This window comes from Pseudomonas sp. FG43, assembly GCF_057809175.1.
In genome coordinates this window covers 12,959-30,644 of the sequence record NZ_JBMDJL010000023.1, presented here as the reverse complement: position 1 = coordinate 30,644, position 17,686 = coordinate 12,959, and the positions used below count along the sequence as shown (strand labels likewise).

Here is a 17,686-nt window from a genome sequence, read left to right as displayed (position 1 = left end):
GAATCAGATACCCCAAAGAATCTGCACGCCCCAGACGAAGTAAGCGAACATTGCAACGCCACTTACTGCCTGAAAGAGAAAACGAACTGCAGTCGCGGACTTGCCCAGCGCCATAGGCGTCAGGTAGTCGGTCGCAATGGTCCACATGCCGACCCAGGCGTGAGCGCCAAGGGCAACGAGGGCCAACAGACTGAAGATACGCATCCCGTTGTGCGAGAACAGCTCATGCCACTGGGCATAGGTCAGGCCAGGGTGAGCGACGAGGTAGCCGATCAGGAAAATGAAATAAGCCGCGAGCACGACCGCTGAAACGCGCTGCGCCATCCAGTCATAGAGGCCCGAACGCGACAGGTTAGTGACGTTGGTTACCATATCCAAACTCCCGCCAGGATGATCACCACCACGGAGACGGCGATAACGATTTTCGAGCCCAGTTTCCCGCCTTCCAGCGTTTCACCGACACCCGCGTCCATGATCAGGTGGCGAACACCGGCCACCAGGTGATACAGCAGGGCAGATAGCAGCCCCCAGATTACAAACTTGGCCAGCGGGCTGGTCAGACACGCTTTCACTTCACCGAAGGTTTCTTCGGAGGCCAGCGACTTGTCCATTGCATAAAGCATGATTGCAATGCCGACAAAGAGGATGACACCGGAGATACGGTGAAGGATGGACGTGTAAGCAGTGACTGGGAGCTTGATGGTCCTTAGGTCTAGATTTACAGGTCGTTGGCTTTTCACGGCTTTTTTTTCACACTGAAGAGCCCCTAACAATCAGGGCAAGTTGTTGGGAAGTGCACTGGTCAGGTACCCACCACCCAGGAAGTGACAACCCCCTTAAAACGGGCCCAAAAGCCCTTGGCGGTCGGACGCCGAGTATAGACAGTTAGGGAACTAATGACAACGCGCAGACTTACAGCCAATAGCGGATTGCGCGGATTGAATAAAAGGCGTAAACGGCAGCAATGGCTTGCAGAAACATCAGCATAAAGGCCTTGCGGAACACGACTTTAGGCAAATTGACTTTAGAATTTATCTAACTATAGTGGTGCGGGCCCTGCGTGGGGGGCCTGTCTGATGATTTGAAGCATAAATAGGAGGCCACATGGCTGACAAAAAAGCGCAGTTGATCATCGAGGGCACAGCCCCCGTCGAGCTGCCTATACTGACCGGCACCGTGGGTCCTGACGTGATCGACGTGCGCGGACTCACCGCCACCGGCCGCTTCACATTCGACCCTGGCTTCATGTCGACCGCCTCTTGCGAGTCGAAGATCACCTACATTGATGGTGACAATGGCATTCTGCTGCACCGCGGTTATCCGATCGAGCAACTGGCCGAACAGTCCGATTATCTGGAAACCTGCTACCTTCTGCTCAATGGCGAACTGCCAACCAGCGAACAGAAAGCCCAGTTCGTTGCCGTGGTCAAGAACCACACCATGGTCCACGAGCAGCTCAAGAGCTTCTTCAACGGCTTCCGCCGCGACGCCCACCCGATGGCTGTCATGTGTGGCGTAGTCGGTGCCCTGTCCGCGTTTTACCACGACTCGCTGGACATCAATAACCCGCAACACCGTGAAATCTCGGCAGTTCGCCTGGTCGCCAAGATGCCGACCCTGGCAGCGATGGTTTACAAGTACTCCATGGGCCAACCCATGATGTACCCGCGTAACGACCTCAGCTACGCCGAAAACTTCCTGCACATGATGTTCAACACCCCTTGCGAGATCAAACCGATCAGCCCGGTGCTGGCCAAGGCAATGGACAAGATCTTCATCCTGCATGCCGACCACGAGCAGAACGCTTCGACCTCCACCGTGCGCATGGCCGGCTCGTCGGGTGCAAACCCGTTCGCCTGTATCGCAGCCGGTATCGCGGCACTCTGGGGCCCGGCTCACGGCGGCGCCAACGAAGCCGTACTGACCATGCTCGATGAAATCGGCGATGTTTCCAACATCGACAAGTTCATCGCCAAGGCCAAGGACAAGAACGACCCGTTCAAACTGATGGGCTTCGGTCACCGCGTCTACAAAAACCGCGATCCACGCGCTACGGTCATGAAAAAGACCTGCGACGAAGTACTTCGCGAACTGGGCATCACCAATGACCCACAACTCGAACTGGCCATGCGCCTGGAAGAGATCGCCCTGACCGATCCGTACTTCATCGAGCGCTCGCTGTACCCGAACGTCGACTTCTACTCGGGCATCATCCTGAAGGCCATCGGCATTCCAACCAGCATGTTCACCGTAATCTTCGCCCTGGCGCGGACTGTCGGCTGGATCTCGCACTGGAAGGAAATGCTCTCCAGCCCGTACAAGATTGGCCGTCCACGCCAGCTGTACACCGGCAACGAGACACGCGATATCGTGCCACTGGAAGACCGCAAGTAAGCGACTTTCCAGCAATGAAAAGGGCTGCCAATGGCAGCCCTTTTTTGTGCTTCGATAGTTTCAGACTTACTTTTGCGACCTTTCCTTCAATGCTTTCAGAGTATTGAACGGCGCATCCACAACAAACTTGTTGGCCAGCCAGGACGGCACACTGCCGCCCGGATCGGTATGCACCTGATAGGTCACCTCGGTCTGATTCGGCCCTTTGGGCACCAGCTTCCAGAAGCCCTTGACCTCTGCGACCCGCACAAAACCCTTTTCTTCGGGCAGATAGCTTGATTGCTCGTCAATATTGCGCGTCAGGCTGCCATCAGCACCCTCCTCGCTTGTAATCAGCAGAATCGAATCACGAGGGGTAACAGGCCATGGCGTATTGAATTTTGTATAAGTCCAGGCCTTGTTGCCTTCATGCTTGAGCAGCTTCTGTGACTGGCATTCATGAATCCAGGCGCAGGCACCCACGACATCCTCCTGAAGGGCGCGCAGCCTGGCGACACTGGCATTGATGGTCGTCACGCCGCGATAAGCCTTGTATTTGGAGCCCGGCACATCGCTCAGGGAAACCTTGATCCCCTCCTCGTCCTTGGCCACCTGCCAATCTTCAGCCTGAGCCACACCAGCCAGCAGCACAGTCAACCCACAGACAACAGCCATGCGATGCAGCGTATCCATTGTTTATTCCTTATTGTTGAAGTTCTGATAAAGCAATTCCGCGCAGCGACATTCTTCATGCAACAGCAGTAGCCTTTTCCCACCAGCCAATCAGACGAATAGCCTCAGCCTGATCAACACCGCAAACATCTTCCGCCGCCTTGAACTGACTACAGACAGCAGGTCGTTCAATCTTGCCAAACAGGCCACATAGCAACTCGGCAGATAAATGCAGGCAACGCTCTCCGGCAGGCTTGCCCGCTGGCATGCCCGGAATAGGAGAAGTAATGGAGGGAGCGATGCAACATGCACCACAACCGGAGCGGCAGTCCATGACCAGACACCCTTGCTGAAGATGAAAAAGAAAGATAGTAGCTGCTAAAACGGACGTTTCAAAACGCCATATCAGACGAGCAACAAGGCCTTACTGCTTGAATTTGAAATCCAGCGCTGCCCCTTCGATATCGCGCCGGCTTTCATTGCGCATTTGCAGCTGCATTTCATTGCTCAGCAAACGCCCATTAAGCTCGAAAGGACTTGGATCAGACGAAGAACCTTTATTACCGAACATCTGCGGCAGCAAAGGTTTGCGCTTGGCCGTAATGACATTGGCAGGAGGAGAAAGCTCCTTGACCATCTCTGGCGGCAGGCTCAGATCGAGCTTGGGCTGAGCCAATCGAACATCCTTGACCGAGCCTTTGCCGGCCTTGTTTTTTTCACGCCCAGACACAACAGCGGCTTTCTCCTTGACCTTGGCCACTGGAGCTTTTGCAGTCGCAGCCTTGGCCTGTACAGGCCTGGAATCAGGGACTTTGCTGGCAGAAACAGGGCGCGGCGGTATTACCGCCTCCTTGCCCGCCACCACCGGGACAACCGGCGCACTGGGTTTCAACTCATGCACAGGTGGTGCAGGCACAGGCGCAGGTGCCACCTGCCTGGCAGGCACAGAATCGGGGGCGACGACCGCCGCCGATGGCCGGGCAGGCGCAGAAACAGCCTCAACCTTCGGCTTTGGGGCCGGCGCGTCTTGAGAGTCGCACGCACTCAACAACACCGCGACGACCAATCCGAAACAACGAAACGCATTATTCATAGATAAAACGGCAGAGGCAGAAAGTACACATGCTGTCCTTTTGCAACACGCCTGACAAGGCAAGAGTGCCCACGATCAGACAAAAAGCACTTGCGCTCAATAAGCTGGCACCGTTTCCTGACACAATTGCTTGGCCAGCATCCCCAAGGTCATCAAGGCCCGCTCCGCTTCACGGTTCCAGGGCATGCCACAGTTCAGGCGAATACAGTGATTGAACTGCTCTGTATTACTGAAAATAAGGCCCGGCGCGATACTGATCCCCTGCTCCAGCGCCCGCACATGCAATTCCTGGGTATTGACGCGCCCCGGCAGGCTGACCCACAGGATGAAGCCACCGAGCGGGCGACTCATCTGAGTGCCCTCAGGGAAAAACTGCTGCACCGCTAACTGGAAGGCACTCAGATTCTTGCGATATTCCAGGCGAATAAAGCGTAAATGCCGGTCATAACCGCCATTTTCCAGATAAGCAGCAATAGCCATCTGCGTGACGCTACAGGCCGAATGGGTACTGAAGGTCTGCAAACGCTGTATTTCAGCCTGATATTTCCCCGCAATCATCCAGCCGATACGCACACCTGGCGACAGTGTCTTGGAGAAACTGGAGCAATAAATCACGCGGCCAAGGCGGTCGAACGCCTTCAAGGCCTTGGTGCGCCCTACTTCAAACATCAGCTCGCCATACACATCGTCTTCAACGACCTGTATATCGAAGTCCGACGCCAGTCGCAGCAGGTTCTTCTGCCGCTCTTCCGGCATGGTGCCGCCCAATGGATTGCTCAAGCGCGCAGTCAACACCAAAGCCTTGATCGACCACTGATTGGCCGCCAGTTGCAAGGCTTCCAGGCTGATACCTGTCGATGGATCGCTGGGAATCTCGATGACCTTGAGCCCCAGCAGATCCGCCAGTTGCAGCAGGCCGTAATAGGCAGGCGACTCGGCCGCGATCAGGTCTCCGGGCTGGGTCAGCACTCGCAAGGCCATTTGCAAGGCATCGACACAACCGTGGGTAATCACCACTTCATACGGATCAACCACCACGCCAGCATCACGCATACGGATGGCAACCTGCCTGCGCAGCGGCTCAAAGCCAGGGCTGAACATGTAACTGAACGCACGCGGGCTGTGAAAGCGCGTCACCTTTGCCAATTGCTGGTGCAGGGCGCGAACCGGCAGATAGTCCACGTGAGGCACAGCAGCGCCAAGTGCGAAAACACCCTCGCGGCGCGACTCCTCCAGCACTTGCTGGATGATGCTGCTGCGGGTCACCAGACCCGGGCGCTCAACCCGCGCGATATCAGGCGTCGACGCCGTCAATGCGGGCGTCTGATGTACGTAATAGCCGGACTGCGGGCGAGCACGAATCAGCCCCTGATCCTCAAGATTCGCGTAAGCCTGTAACACCGTTGCATGGCTGACATTGAGCTGTGAGCTCATCTTGCGGACCGATGGCACACGCTCGCCGGGCTGATAGACACCTCGACGAATGTCTTCCGCCAACTGCTGAGCAATACGCTGATAAAGCAAAAGATTGGTCATTACACAGCCTCGCACCGACCCGCAATTTGTTTTTGTAGGGGAGATAATAGCCCAAAGACCATAACAGTCATAAAGTGTACTGGGACAGTTTCTCTTCAAGCCCGTTATTGTGCGCTCTGACAAAAAATATTGTCGGGCAAAGATGCCAAAAACACGGCCTTTTAAGCCAAAAAAAGCCCGAGGCCGTTTCCGACGTCGGGCTTTTTTCAGATTTTTTTATTACCGGGCAGCGCCCAACTGGCCCTTATCGTCGGAAAAGACGATTTCGACCCGACGATTTTGTGCCCGTCCACGCTCGGAAGCGTTCACATCGACCGGATATTGCTGACCATAGCCTTCGACCTGAATGCGCTTGTCATCCACACCTAGATCGGTCAGAACATCGGCAACCGATTGCGCACGATCCCTGGACAGTTTCAGGTTTTCCTGTCGATCACCAGTGCTGTCGGTATAACCCTCGATCCTTACGGTTCGACGAGGATTAAGCAGCAAGAACTGTACGACCTTAAGAACGGTGCGATTGGCAGAGCTTTTCAGCTCGGCATGACCCGGATCGAACAGCACATCACCCAACGTCATGACCAGACCACGGTCGGTCTGCGTGGTGGCAAGACTGAGTATCTGGTCTTCCAGCCACTTGCCATGCTGCTGCGCGCTGGCCAGCTTGGCCTCGCGCAAGGCCAGTTGCAGGCGCTGACGCTCCAGTTCCAGTTTCGCCAGTTGCTCCTGAGCCAGCAGCAAGTTGCTGTGCTCACGGGCAATTTCACTGTAACGGGTACTCAGGTAAGCGTAGTGACTGACATCGCTCCCGCTGCCCAGATAACTCGACAGACGCTCTGCCCGCGCCAGCGATTCACCGGAGCGAATCACGTCCTTGGGCGCGCTGCGTAGAACATCGGGATCTTCTTTCACTTTCTGGAAATCTGTACTGGCCTGACGCAAGGCCTGCTCACTGTCCTGATGACCGGCGCAGCCATACAGCCCCGCCACTCCCAGCAAGAGACATCCGCTCAATACACGCGAAATACCATTCATTGAGCTTCCCCCAACTGCTTGCGCAGACGATTGAGGCGAACATTCAACTGATTGATCTGCTCCTGACTTTTCAGGGTCAGTACACGCGCCTCGGCCAGACGCGCATCAAGCTCGGCCTGCTCCGCATTCATGCGCGCATCCTTATAGGATTTATCGGCCATGTCGGCACGTGCCTGGGTAAATCTGGATTCTGCCGTGACAAGCTCGGGCTGCTCATCGGTAGCACCGACCGCCTTGGCCTGTTCCAGAGCCTGCTCGGTCAGCTTGAATTGTTCGATCGGTGCCGGATCATTGGCACAGCCGGTCAATGTGGCGATGGCCATGAATGCAATTAAAGGGCGAATACTCACAAAAACATTCCTACTTGTTTGGGGCGCTGGTGCTGGCAGGTTGCAGCAACTGGGCTTTCCACAATTCCAGATTGCGCTGGATGACTTGACCCGCAAGGCCCGAAGCCGCCGATTCTGTCATCTTTTTCACCAACTGTCCGCGCAACCATGGATCGTTGCAGGCCGAATTCACCGATAACGCCAGATGCAGACCCGGTTTATCAAGAGGCTCAGGCTGAGCAACCAGATCCGCCGACAAGCCAAGCGTCTGCGCCATGACCATGCCTGAATAACGCCCGGCCAATACATATTCGACCTGCCCAAGCGCCAGCTTCTGAAAAGCCAGGGTCAGATTGGGCAAGCGTTCCAGAACCAGGTGTTCTTTCGCAGTCGCCTCGAATGACTGGGTCAGACGGGTCCTCTCGGAAATTGCACCCGGCTGCCCGTGCAAGTCAGCCAGGGAATTGAACGGCAAGGCACGATCATGACGAGTCCAGACCAGGATTTCATTCTGGACAATCGGGGGATCGATGTAATCGAGTGAGCCAGATTGCGCCTGATTCAACGGCGCATCAGCCAGCAGGTCCATACGACCGGTTCGCACTTCCTCAAGCGCCTGACTGCGCTTGCCTGCATACAGAAACTCGACATCCAGATCCAGCGACTCCGCCGCCTGCCTGAGCAAGTCGGCATTGGCCCCGATCAAGTGCCTGGGGTCCTGCGGATCACGCCACAGATAAGGCGGCGCATCCGGGCTGCCGGTCACGATCAGTCGCTCGCACTTGCCTGCTGCAGTTGCAAGCGACGGCAGCACCAGCAGCCCCATAAGAAGCGAGGACAAAAACAGCCTTGGCTGGCCCATGGATAATCCTTTTTCAGCACAACAAAAAACCCGTTCACTCAGGCCACGCGCCCTGTCAAGGACAGGTATGCACGGCCGGATTGAACGGGTTCTCGAAACTGGTTTAAACCAGTTTTTCCAGCTCAGGCACAGCTTCAAACAGATCAGCCACCAGACCGTAATCGGCCACCTGGAAGATCGGAGCTTCTTCGTCCTTGTTGATCGCGACGATCACCTTGGAGTCCTTCATGCCCGCCAGATGCTGGATCGCGCCGGAAATACCCACCGCGATGTACAACTGAGGAGCAACGATCTTGCCAGTCTGACCGACCTGCATGTCGTTGGGTACGAAACCGGCATCGACCGCGGCACGGGACGCACCCACCGCAGCACCCAGTTTGTCCGCCAGTGCGTACAGGTGCTTGAAGTTGTCGCCGTTCTGCATGCCGCGGCCGCCGGAAACAACGATCTTGGCAGCGGTCAGCTCCGGACGATCGGACTTGGCCAGCTCTTCGCCAACGAAGGACGATTTGCCTGCATCATGAGCAGCAGAGACCGCTTCGACCGCAGCCGAACCACCTTCTGCGGCTACCGGATCGAAACCGGTCGCACGCACGGTGATGACCTTGACCGACGCGCTCGATTGCACGGTGGCAATGGCGTTACCGGCATAGATCGGACGCTTGAAGGTGTCAGCCGATTCAACCGAAACGATTTCGGAGATCTGATCCACATCCAGCTGCGCCGCAACGCGAGGCAGGATGTTTTTGCCGTTGGAGGTCGCGGCAGCCAGGATGTGACTGTAGCCAGAGGCCAGTTCGACAACCAGCGGCGCAACGTTTTCCGGCAACTGATGCGCGTAGGCAGCGTTGTCGGCAACCAGAACCTTGGCAACACCTGCGATTCGGGCAGCAGCTTCAGCCACAGCGCTCACGCCGGAACCGGCCACCAGGACATTGATATCGCCACCGATCTTCTGGGCAGCAGCAATGGTGTTCAGCGTGGCAGGAGCCACGGCTGCATTGTCATGTTCAGCGATAACCAGGATAGTCATTTAGATTACCTTCGCTTCGGTTTTCAGTTTTTCGACCAGTTCAGCCACAGACTTGACCTTGATACCGGCGCTACGTGCTGCCGGCGCTTCAACCTTGACGGTCTTGTTGGTCGACGCCGTGGAAACGCCCAGAGCATCGGGAGTCAGCGTTTCAAGCGGCTTTTTCTTGGCCTTCATGATGTTGGGCAGCGAAGCGTAACGTGGCTCGTTCAGACGCAGGTCTGTGGTCACGATAGCCGGCAGGCTCAGGGATACGGTTTGCAGACCGCCGTCGATTTCGCGGGTCACGGCAACCTTGTCGCCCGACACTTCGACCTTGGAAGCGAAGGTACCTTGCGGGTAACCGCTCAGGGCAGCCAGCATCTGGCCGGTCTGATTGTTATCGCTGTCGATGGCCTGTTTACCCAGGATCACCAGCTGTGGCTGCTCCTTGTCGACCACAGCCTTGAGCAGCTTGGCGACAGCCAGGGAAGTCAGCTCTTCGGCGGACTCGACCAGCACGGCACGGTCAGCACCCAGCGCCAGGGCAGTACGCAGTTGCTCCTGTGCGGTAGTCGGGCCGATGGTAACCACGACGATTTCGCTCGCCACGCCCTTTTCTTTCAGGCGGACAGCCTCTTCCACAGCGATTTCGCAGAAGGGGTTCATGGACATTTTGACGTTGGCAAGATCGACGCCGGAGTTGTCCGCCTTGACGCGAACCTTGACGTTGTAGTCGACCACTCGTTTGACAGCTACAAGAACCTTCATGGATTCCTCACTCTCCGGTGAAAAGAAAGTCGCCCGGCATGACCAGACGATCGATATGTGTGCCCTCAACAAGCAATCGTTTCAGTGCAGGCATCGGGGATGTCTATCAAAACAACCGCCAAAAAACCGTATATAAGGCCAGATCACACCCATCAAGCGCCTCCATGGCGTGTAGAATGCGCCGCGCGCAATGGCCGGACTGCCTGCACTACGCTCACCTGATGCCTTTTCAGAGGTTTCATTGAACCTCGCTTCAGCCTACGGCGAGCGCAAAACCGCCCGTATCTTGACCGCAACGCCTTTTCCGGTCAATACGACATATCGGCCAGTCATGAGTCTCGCGTCTTTGATTTATCTGGCCTGCGGCCAATTCAAACGAACGTTTGTATTGGACCTGCAAAGTGGTGTAGATATAATGCGCTCCTTGAAAAGACGGGCAGGCATCTCATGCCTCCGCACGTCGGTTTGTACGCTTCATATAAAAAAATACCGTGAGCCTTGAGAGTAGGAGATAGCCTGTGGAACGCGAATACATGGAATTCGACGTCGTCATCGTCGGAGCCGGCCCTTCCGGGCTTTCTGCCGCGTGCCGTCTTAAACAGAAGGCTGCCGAAGCGGGTCAGGAAATCAGCGTCTGCGTGGTGGAAAAAGGCTCCGAAGTCGGTGCACACATTCTGTCCGGCGCGGTATTCGAACCTCGCGCCCTGAACGAGCTCTTCCCGAACTGGCAGGAACTTGGCGCGCCACTCAACACGCCGGTCAAGCGTGATGACATCTATATGCTGCGCAGCGCCGACACCTCCATAAAAGTACCTGACCTGTTCGTGCCCAAGACCATGCACAACCAGGGCAACTACATCATTTCCCTCGGCAACCTGTGCCGCTGGCTCGCCCAGCAGGCCGAAAACCTGGGTGTCGAGATCTATCCGGGCTTTGCCGCACAGGAAGCGCTGATCGACGAAAACGGCGTAGTGCGCGGGATCGTCACCGGCGATCTGGGCGTAGATCGCGAAGGTAACCCGAAAGAAGGCCTGTACACGCCCGGCATGGAACTGCGCGGCAAGTACACCCTGTTCGCCGAAGGCTGCCGTGGCCACATCGGCAAGCAACTGATCAAGCGCTTCAACCTGGACAGCGAAGCCGATGCCCAGCATTACGGCATCGGCCTCAAGGAAATCTGGGAAGTCGATCCGGCGAAGCACGAGCAAGGCCTGGTGGTTCATACCGCCGGCTGGCCGCTGGACGACCAGAACATGGGCGGCTCTTTCCTGTATCACCTGGAAAACAATCAGGTGGTAGTCGGCCTGATCGTCGACCTGTCCTACAGCAACCCTTACCTGTCGCCTTTCGACGAATTCCAGCGTTACAAGCACCATCCGGTCATCAAACAGTACCTGGAAGGCGGCAAACGCATCAGCTACGGTGCCCGCGCCATCTGCAAGGGCGGCCTGAATTCCCTGCCGAAAATGGTTTTCGCGGGTGGCGCATTGATCGGTTGCGACCTCGGCACCCTGAACTTCGCCAAGATCAAGGGCAGCCACACAGCCATGAAATCCGGCATGCTCGCTGCGGAATCGGTGGCCGACGCCCTGCTCGCCGGCAAGGAAGGCGGCGATGTCCTGACCTCGTACGTGGACGCCTTCAAGGCCAGCTGGCTGCATGAAGAACTGTTCGCCAGCCGCAACTTCGGCCCGGCGCTGCACAAGTTCGGCACAGTCGTGGGCGGCGCGTTCAACTTTATCGACCAGAACATTTTCGGCGGCAAGATCCCGTTCACCCTGCACGATACCAAGCCGGACTACGCCTGCCTCAAGCTGGCAGCCGACTCGAAGAAGATCGACTACCCGAAACCCGACGGCAAGCTCAGCTTCGACAAGCTCAGCTCGGTATTCCTCTCCAGCACCAACCATGAAGAGGAACAACCTTGCCACCTGAAGCTGGCCGATCCGAGCATTCCGCTCACCAGCAACCTGCCGCTCTATGACGAACCGGCCCAGCGCTACTGCCCTGCCGGCGTCTATGAAGTGATTACTCAGGAAGATGGCGAGAAGCGCTTCCAGATCAACGCTCAGAACTGCGTTCACTGCAAGACCTGTGACATCAAGGATCCTGCGCAGAACATCACCTGGGTGACGCCGGAAGGGGCTGGCGGGCCGACTTACCCGAACATGTAGGAAACAAGCTGCAAGTTTTTAGCGGCAAGCTGCAAGAAAGCCCCTTTTGGGGCTTTCTTGTTTATGCAGGAATTCGCAGATAGGTGCTTTCTTCGACGGGGTTACGCTCGAAGTAGCGCTTGTATTCGCGGCTGAACTGGGATGTGCTCTGGTAGCCGACAGCGTGCGCGACCTGGGCCACGCCCATTCCCTGGGCGACCAGCATATGCTGGGCCTTGAGCAGACGCAGGCGCTTGAGGTATTGCACCGGCGACAGCAAGGTGCTGCGCTTGAAATGCTCGTGGAATGTCGAAGCGCTCATGTTCGCCTGCCGCGCCAGGATATCGATATTCAAAGGCTCGGCGTAATGGCTGTGCAGGTACGCCAGAGAGGCCGCGATCCGGGCGAAATGACTCTGCTGCGCAACCAGCGCCCGCAACACGCCCGCCTGTGGACCGCGCAGCGCCGCATACAGCACCTCGCGTAACCGTGACTGCCCCATGACGTGGCAATCCAGCGGATCATGCAGGCAGCGCAGCAATCGCTCCACACTCTCGCGCATCGGCGCGTCCAGCACCGCCGAGGTCATGGACTCCGGTGTCTGCGCCTCGATGGTGTGATCAGGCACCGGCCCCATCAACTGCACCAGTTCGCCCAGCATGACACGGTCAATCGCCACCGAAACGCCGAGCAATGGCGCTTGAGGCGTGGCAAAGGTTTCGCACATGAAGGGCACGGAAAGCGCCTGCACCAGATAGTGTCCGGCACCGTAATCCAGCGTGCGCGAACCGAGGCTGGCCAACTTGCCACCCTGAGCGACGATCATCAGGCTCGGCTCATAAATCTGCGGGCTGCTGGCCACATACTCATAGGCCGAGACCACCTTGACCTCCGGCAATAACGTCGTCACAAATCCGGGACTCGTGGCCAGAGGCTTTATCAAGGAAACAAGAGTGGCATTGGCATCCTGGGGATGAAGTCGCGACATGGAACACCGGGTAGAGAATCAGACATGCGTATCATCGCAGATATCAGCTTCACAGCCATGCCTGAGCGACCAGGTCCGGAGGAATAGGCATGACTCACGGAGGAATGCTCATGGCCTTCAGCGGCCCGTCCCCGGAAAATAGCCACCACTATTCACCCTTGATCCGCGAGGAACACCATGTACAAAGCCATCGGTTACGCCGCCCAGTCAGCCACCGCGCCCCTCGCCCCCATGACCTTTGAACGTCGCAGCCTGCGGGCCAACGACGTCGCCATCGAGATCCTTTATTGCGGCGTCTGCCACTCCGACATTCACCAGGCACGCAACGAGTGGGGCATCGCTGTTTACCCGCTGATGCCGGGCCACGAGATTGTCGGCAAGGTCACGGCCACCGGCCCGAACGCTGGCAAATACAAAGTGGGCGATCTGGTGGGCGTCGGCTGTATGGTCGACTCCTGCCAACAGTGCTCGGCCTGTCAGTCGAATCTGGAGCAGTATTGCCTGGAAGGTCCGACCATGACCTACGCCACGCCTGATCGCGTGGACGGCAGCAACACCATGGGCGGCTATTCCAACAGCATTGTGGTTCGCGAAGAGTTCGTGGTCAGCATCCCGGAAAAACTCGACCTGGCTGCTGCCGCACCGATTCTCTGTGCCGGCATCACCACCTACTCGCCCCTCAAGCACTATGGCGTCAAGGCCGGCGACAAGGTCGGGATTCTCGGCATGGGCGGCCTGGGCCATATGGGCATCAAGTTCGCCAAGGCCATGGGCGCTGAAGTCACACTCTTCACGCGCTCGGCCTCAAAAGCCCAGGAAGCTCGCCGTCAGGGTGCCGATCATGTGATCGTCTCTACCGACGCCGAACAGATGAAAGCCGCCGCAGGTCGCTTCGACTTCCTGCTGGACACCATTCCTGTGCAACACGACCTGAACCCCTACCTGGAAACCCTGAGCTTTGACGGCGTGCATATTCTGGTCGGCCTGATCGAGCCGGTAGAGCCGCCAATCCACGCCGCCCATCTGGTGATGAAGCGCCGCGTGATCGCAGGCTCGCTGATCGGCGGAATTGCAGAAACCCAGGAAGTGCTGGACTTCTGCGCGGAAAACGACATTACCTGCGATATCGAAATGCTGGATATCCGCAATATCAACGAGGCCTACGAGCGCATGCTGGCGGGTGACGTGAAATACCGCTTCGTGATCGATATGGCGACTCTGCAGGCATAAAAACCCCGCAGGAGCATTCATTCGCGAATGAATTCGCTCCTGCGCAGCTACCCGCCCAGTTCCGCCGAAAGCCTCGCCGCCGCCTGTTTGATAACCGGCACCAGATCGGTCATCTTCTCAAGCGGCATATAAGGCACAGTGCTGGCAATACTGAGAGCCGCGACAATCTGTTTGCCCGCATCGCGAACCGGAGCAGCAACACAGCGAATCGACGGCTCGTTGTCCTCCAGATCGAAGGCATAGCCGCCCTGCACATACTCTTGCCTGCGCTGACGTAACTGTTCCCAGGTCTGCTGCTCGTGGGTCGGCCACTGCGGGTTCTTTCCTGCAACGGGCAGGCTGATTTCATACAGCCTTTGCCACTCCTGCTCCTGACTGTCCAGCAGCAGCGCCTTGCCGATGCCTGTGCGCACCAGCGGCATGCGATGCCCTACCCGGGAGCGCATCTCCGGCCCGTTACGACCAGGGTTCTTGTGCAGATAAAGCACCTCGTCACCGTCGCGAATCGCCAGATGCACCGTATCGCCGGTCAGCTCTGACAACTCGTCCAGATAAGGTCGGGCCAGAATCGCCAGTGGCACTTCTTCCCGAGCCTGGAAACCCAGCTCGATCAAGCGAGGCCCCAAGAGATAGCCCACCTGAGGCAAAACCCGCAGATAACGCTCCTCGACCAGGCAACTGACCAAACGGTGTGTCGTGCTGCGCGTCGTACCGATCAGGCTGGAAATGGCTTTCAGGTCCCTGGCACCACTGGCAACGGCCTGCACTACCGCCAGACCGCGCAACAGGGTTTGCGTCCCGGTCGGTGCGGAGTCCTTGCCCGCGGTGCTCACGGACGTGAGTGGATCATTGTGCATATCAGCCCTTATAAGATCGGAAAGCTGGCGGCATTATCGTCGCCAGTTCCTCTGCATGCCAGTGATCACCATTCGACACACGCTCACAAGCGCAGACAGGACAAAGACTCCTCGTGTCCTGATCGGCATATCCCACGTTGAAACCTGCCAATAGATTGGACTTTTAGGTGATTGGTGCCACAGTTGATATCACTGCAACATCACTAATTCGGCAATCACGACGTTAGAGAGGACTACTCGATGATTCGGGCCCCATCTTCACTGACTTTGCGTAGCTGGATCTGGAGAGCATTCCTGAGTACCTCTCTCATACCGCTGATTGTGGTCGAGGTCGCGTTGCTGGCCGCGTACTTCCTGAGTAATCAATCCATCAGGGATTCTCAGAGAGAGTATTTGCATCACAGTGCCGCTCGCGAGCTTCAGGCATCCGTCATGCAGAGCGCTGAAATCATCGAAGGCCAGCTAGTGCAGCTCAGCAGCATGGCCACCCTGCTTGCCAGAACGATAGAGACAGAACTGGCAGAAGACTTGCCCTATCACCCAGCCGAACTCACCATCAGCCCCGACGGCGCACGCTACAGCGCTACCGATGACGGCGGCGCAGCCTCCTTCTATTCAAGTATCACACCTCTGGATCAACAGGATCTCGACAAGGTCTATCGTCTCAGGCATGTCGACTTCATGATGAAAACCCTTAAAACCGGAAACCCTTCGATTGTAAGCCTGTACTTCAACAGCTCCGATGGCTATAACCACATTTACCCTTGGTTCAATACGCTGTCGCAATACCCTCACAATATGGACTCGACCCGGTACAACTTTTATTACCTGGCCGATGCCGCCCACAATCCCGCACGACAGACTGTCTGGACCGATGTTTATCTGGATCCGGCAGGCCATGGCTGGATGATGTCTGTCATAACGCCGGTTTACAAAGACGATACCCTCGAAGGCGTGGTGGGAATTGACATCACGGTCGACACGATTCTGCAGCGAATCGCCAGGCTACATGTGCCGTCGGCGGGTTATCTGGTACTGGTAAGCAATAAACTGAACATCATGGCGCTACCAACGGCAGCAGAACGTGATTTCAGTCTGTCGCAGATGAAAAGCATCATTGACTATAAAAGGATGAAGCACGATCACTTCCAGCCAGACGGCTTCAACCTGACCACGCACTCAAACCTGGAACCATTGGTCGATGCACTGCGTAAGCAAGCCAAAGGGTTGCTGCCAATTCAGTTGAACGACCATCCTCATCTGGTGAGCTGGAGCGATATCCTGCCAGCAGGGTGGCATTTACTGGCCGTGGTCGACGAAAGTGTGATCATGCAGGAGACACAACAGTTGGCCAGGCATTATCAGGATATCGGCTACCTGATGGTCGCCGGCCTGATAGTCTTTTACTCATTATTTTTCGCGTTCTTGTGGTTCCGCTCCCGAGAACTGAGCAATCAACTCAGTACGGCCATAATCGGGATTTCAAACATGCTGGAGGAAATCGGCAAAGGTAAATGGAGCCCACCCCCCGGCCGCACCAGAATAAAGGAACTGGCAGCCATTTCGGAACAGGCACTGGCTATGGGTAGCCAACTGGCTCATGCCGAAGCCCGCCGGGGAGCAGCTCAACAACGCTTGGAACTGGTCATTGAAAGCGCTACCGAAGGCCTCTGGGAATATCAGCCATCGACAAACCTTTTCAGCTTCAAAGGCGCGCTGTGTGAGCGCTTCAACCTCCCCGTCCATCCTGTTGACTCCGAACACTTGTTGGCGCGAATGCCTGAAGAGGATCGTAAAAGATTCTGCCAGTTCCTCAGCGCAACCCAGAACAACGAAGACCATGTCGTCGAAGTCGAATTTCGCCTGTCGACCAGACAGGATGAAATGGTCTGGCTGCTTTGCCGCGGCCGGACCCTCTCGGGCCTGCATATATCCATACCTCCCGTAGCAGGCACCTGCGTCGACATAGAAGCACTCAAACAGGTTGAGCAATCCCTGCGGGAGAAGACCATAGAGGCTCAGGCCGCCAGTCAGGCAAAATCGCGCTTCATATCCGGCATGAGTCATGAACTCAAGACACCGTTGAATGCCATCCTCGGCTTCGCTCAGCTTCGCAGAATGAAACTGGCCTCTACAGACACGAAAAATGCCGATGATCTCGCCGACATGAATGAAATCATCAGTGCCAGTGAACATTTAAGCCAACTGTTAGACGACCTTCTGGACTGGTCTAGCTTACAGGCCGAAGCCCCTCATCTATCGCTCAGACCGGTCGATGCAGCTGTATTGGCACAAGACTGCCTGAACATGATTCGTACCCAGACCATCACCCAAAGTATCAAGGTTGAACTGCGCCTTCCCGCTCAGTCTTGCCTTGTGCTGGCAGACAACCGACGCCTCAAGCAGGTATTGATCAACCTGCTTTCCAACGCCATCAAATACAACCGCAAGGGAGGCTCAATCGTGATTGGAGTAGATATTGATAAAGCCTGCCAGATGGCAAGTCTTTTCGTGAGTGACAGCGGCCCGGGCATCGAGCATGAACTGCAGAAACAACTGTTCAAACCCTTCCAGCGTCTGGGCAAGGAAAACTCAGCCATTAAAGGCACTGGAATCGGGTTAGCGCTGTGTCGAGAACTGGCAGAGTTGATGAATGGAGAAATGGGAGTCACCAGTGAACCAGGAGTGGGTAGTCACTTCTGGATAAGTTTGCCGCTCTTTCAGGATGGCGTCATCGCCAAACCGGATACGCATGAATTCAAATAACAGCCTGCA

The 17,686-nt window shown here is 56.6% G+C and carries 17 protein-coding genes; 4 read left to right on the top strand and 13 right to left on the bottom strand.

Annotation, left to right across the window (positions count from 1 at the left end; translation table 11 throughout):
• Positions 1 to 3: 3 nt before the first annotated feature.
• On the bottom strand, positions 4 to 372 hold the full coding sequence (gene sdhD, locus ACODS3_RS22555; RefSeq protein WP_201020403.1) for a succinate dehydrogenase, hydrophobic membrane anchor protein: 369 nt from the start codon (positions 370 to 372) through the stop codon (positions 4 to 6).
• Positions 366 to 740, bottom strand: coding sequence for a succinate dehydrogenase, cytochrome b556 subunit (gene sdhC / locus ACODS3_RS22550; RefSeq protein ID WP_122317824.1), 375 nt, complete (start codon positions 738 to 740; stop codon positions 366 to 368). Before sdhC ends, sdhD begins: the two co-directional genes overlap by 7 nt.
• Before the next feature lie 364 nt (positions 741 to 1,104).
• Here sdhC and gltA point away from each other — a divergent pair, with 364 nt between their 5' ends.
• Positions 1,105 to 2,394, top strand: coding sequence for a citrate synthase (gene gltA / locus ACODS3_RS22545; protein WP_201002549.1), 1,290 nt, complete (start codon positions 1,105 to 1,107; stop codon positions 2,392 to 2,394).
• A 66-nt stretch (positions 2,395 to 2,460) separates the two neighbouring features.
• Here gltA and ACODS3_RS22540 read toward each other — a convergent pair whose 3' ends face one another.
• The 9 genes from ACODS3_RS22540 to ACODS3_RS22500 form a co-directional block, all read right to left on the bottom strand.
• Positions 2,461 to 3,066 (bottom strand): START domain-containing protein, encoded by a 606-nt coding sequence (locus tag ACODS3_RS22540; protein ID WP_489036345.1) that lies wholly within the window; start codon positions 3,064 to 3,066, stop codon positions 2,461 to 2,463.
• Positions 3,067 to 3,121: 55 nt separating this feature from the next.
• Positions 3,122 to 3,379, bottom strand: a complete 258-nt coding sequence (locus tag ACODS3_RS22535) for a YkgJ family cysteine cluster protein (protein WP_201020404.1) — start codon at positions 3,377 to 3,379, stop codon at positions 3,122 to 3,124.
• Between the two features lie 90 nt (positions 3,380 to 3,469).
• The gene (locus tag ACODS3_RS22530) at positions 3,470 to 4,138 is read right to left on the bottom strand and encodes a translation initiation factor 2 (RefSeq protein WP_304575401.1); all 669 of its coding nucleotides are present in this window, start codon (positions 4,136 to 4,138) and stop codon (positions 3,470 to 3,472) included.
• A gap of 96 nt (positions 4,139 to 4,234) precedes the next feature.
• On the bottom strand, positions 4,235 to 5,674 hold the full coding sequence (locus tag ACODS3_RS22525) for an aminotransferase-like domain-containing protein (RefSeq protein ID WP_201020406.1): 1,440 nt from the start codon (positions 5,672 to 5,674) through the stop codon (positions 4,235 to 4,237).
• 219 nt (positions 5,675 to 5,893) lie between these two features.
• Entirely contained in the window at positions 5,894 to 6,709 is an 816-nt protein-coding gene (locus ACODS3_RS22520; protein ID WP_201020407.1) for an OmpA family protein, read from the bottom strand.
• On the bottom strand, positions 6,706 to 7,059 hold the full coding sequence (locus tag ACODS3_RS22515; RefSeq protein WP_201020408.1) for a DUF4398 domain-containing protein: 354 nt from the start codon (positions 7,057 to 7,059) through the stop codon (positions 6,706 to 6,708). Before ACODS3_RS22515 ends, ACODS3_RS22520 begins: the two co-directional genes overlap by 4 nt.
• A gap of 10 nt (positions 7,060 to 7,069) precedes the next feature.
• Positions 7,070 to 7,900 (bottom strand): substrate-binding periplasmic protein, encoded by an 831-nt coding sequence (locus ACODS3_RS22510; protein ID WP_489036342.1) that lies wholly within the window; start codon positions 7,898 to 7,900, stop codon positions 7,070 to 7,072.
• 103 nt (positions 7,901 to 8,003) lie between these two features.
• Positions 8,004 to 8,933 (bottom strand): electron transfer flavoprotein subunit alpha/FixB family protein, encoded by a 930-nt coding sequence (locus ACODS3_RS22505; protein ID WP_201002564.1) that lies wholly within the window; start codon positions 8,931 to 8,933, stop codon positions 8,004 to 8,006.
• Positions 8,934 to 9,683 (bottom strand): electron transfer flavoprotein subunit beta/FixA family protein, encoded by a 750-nt coding sequence (locus ACODS3_RS22500; RefSeq protein WP_201020410.1) that lies wholly within the window; start codon positions 9,681 to 9,683, stop codon positions 8,934 to 8,936.
• Positions 9,684 to 10,201: 518 nt separating this feature from the next.
• On the opposite strand from ACODS3_RS22500, the gene ACODS3_RS22495 reads away from it, so the two are divergent.
• Positions 10,202 to 11,857, top strand: a complete 1,656-nt coding sequence (locus tag ACODS3_RS22495) for an electron transfer flavoprotein-ubiquinone oxidoreductase (protein WP_201020411.1) — start codon at positions 10,202 to 10,204, stop codon at positions 11,855 to 11,857.
• 61 nt (positions 11,858 to 11,918) lie between these two features.
• Here ACODS3_RS22495 and ACODS3_RS22490 read toward each other — a convergent pair whose 3' ends face one another.
• Positions 11,919 to 12,824 carry an AraC family transcriptional regulator gene (locus ACODS3_RS22490; protein WP_201020412.1) on the bottom strand — a complete coding sequence of 302 codons (906 nt, stop codon included), beginning with the start codon at positions 12,822 to 12,824 and terminating at the stop codon, positions 11,919 to 11,921.
• A 177-nt stretch (positions 12,825 to 13,001) separates the two neighbouring features.
• Between ACODS3_RS22490 and ACODS3_RS22485 the strand changes: the two genes are divergently transcribed.
• The gene (locus tag ACODS3_RS22485) at positions 13,002 to 14,054 is read left to right on the top strand and encodes an NAD(P)-dependent alcohol dehydrogenase (protein ID WP_489036340.1); all 1,053 of its coding nucleotides are present in this window, start codon (positions 13,002 to 13,004) and stop codon (positions 14,052 to 14,054) included.
• Between the two features lie 47 nt (positions 14,055 to 14,101).
• Here ACODS3_RS22485 and ACODS3_RS22480 read toward each other — a convergent pair whose 3' ends face one another.
• Positions 14,102 to 14,911 (bottom strand): IclR family transcriptional regulator, encoded by an 810-nt coding sequence (locus tag ACODS3_RS22480; protein WP_489036338.1) that lies wholly within the window; start codon positions 14,909 to 14,911, stop codon positions 14,102 to 14,104.
• A 240-nt stretch (positions 14,912 to 15,151) separates the two neighbouring features.
• Here ACODS3_RS22480 and ACODS3_RS22475 point away from each other — a divergent pair, with 240 nt between their 5' ends.
• Entirely contained in the window at positions 15,152 to 17,677 is a 2,526-nt protein-coding gene (locus ACODS3_RS22475; protein ID WP_489036336.1) for an ATP-binding protein, read from the top strand.
• Positions 17,678 to 17,686 lie beyond the last annotated feature (9 nt).

Excerpts from the sequence above, each read along its gene's own strand:
- sdhD (WP_201020403.1), bottom strand. The coding sequence starts at position 372 with ATGGTAACCAACGTCACTAACCTGTCGCGTTCGGGCCTCTATGACTGG.
- gltA (WP_201002549.1), top strand. The coding sequence starts at position 1,105 with ATGGCTGACAAAAAAGCGCAGTTGATCATCGAGGGCACAGCCCCCGTC.
- ACODS3_RS22540 (WP_489036345.1), bottom strand. The coding sequence starts at position 3,066 with ATGGATACGCTGCATCGCATGGCTGTTGTCTGTGGGTTGACTGTGCTG.
- ACODS3_RS22535 (WP_201020404.1), bottom strand. The coding sequence starts at position 3,379 with ATGGACTGCCGCTCCGGTTGTGGTGCATGTTGCATCGCTCCCTCCATT.
- ACODS3_RS22530 (WP_304575401.1), bottom strand. The coding sequence starts at position 4,138 with ATGAATAATGCGTTTCGTTGTTTCGGATTGGTCGTCGCGGTGTTGTTG.
- ACODS3_RS22525 (WP_201020406.1), bottom strand. The coding sequence starts at position 5,674 with ATGACCAATCTTTTGCTTTATCAGCGTATTGCTCAGCAGTTGGCGGAA.
- ACODS3_RS22520 (WP_201020407.1), bottom strand. The coding sequence starts at position 6,709 with ATGAATGGTATTTCGCGTGTATTGAGCGGATGTCTCTTGCTGGGAGTG.
- ACODS3_RS22510 (WP_489036342.1), bottom strand. The coding sequence starts at position 7,900 with ATGGGCCAGCCAAGGCTGTTTTTGTCCTCGCTTCTTATGGGGCTGCTG.
- ACODS3_RS22505 (WP_201002564.1), bottom strand. The coding sequence starts at position 8,933 with ATGACTATCCTGGTTATCGCTGAACATGACAATGCAGCCGTGGCTCCT.
- ACODS3_RS22500 (WP_201020410.1), bottom strand. The coding sequence starts at position 9,683 with ATGAAGGTTCTTGTAGCTGTCAAACGAGTGGTCGACTACAACGTCAAG.
- ACODS3_RS22490 (WP_201020412.1), bottom strand. The coding sequence starts at position 12,824 with ATGTCGCGACTTCATCCCCAGGATGCCAATGCCACTCTTGTTTCCTTG.
- ACODS3_RS22485 (WP_489036340.1), top strand. The coding sequence starts at position 13,002 with ATGTACAAAGCCATCGGTTACGCCGCCCAGTCAGCCACCGCGCCCCTC.
- ACODS3_RS22480 (WP_489036338.1), bottom strand. The coding sequence starts at position 14,911 with ATGCACAATGATCCACTCACGTCCGTGAGCACCGCGGGCAAGGACTCC.
- ACODS3_RS22475 (WP_489036336.1), top strand. The coding sequence starts at position 15,152 with ATGATTCGGGCCCCATCTTCACTGACTTTGCGTAGCTGGATCTGGAGA.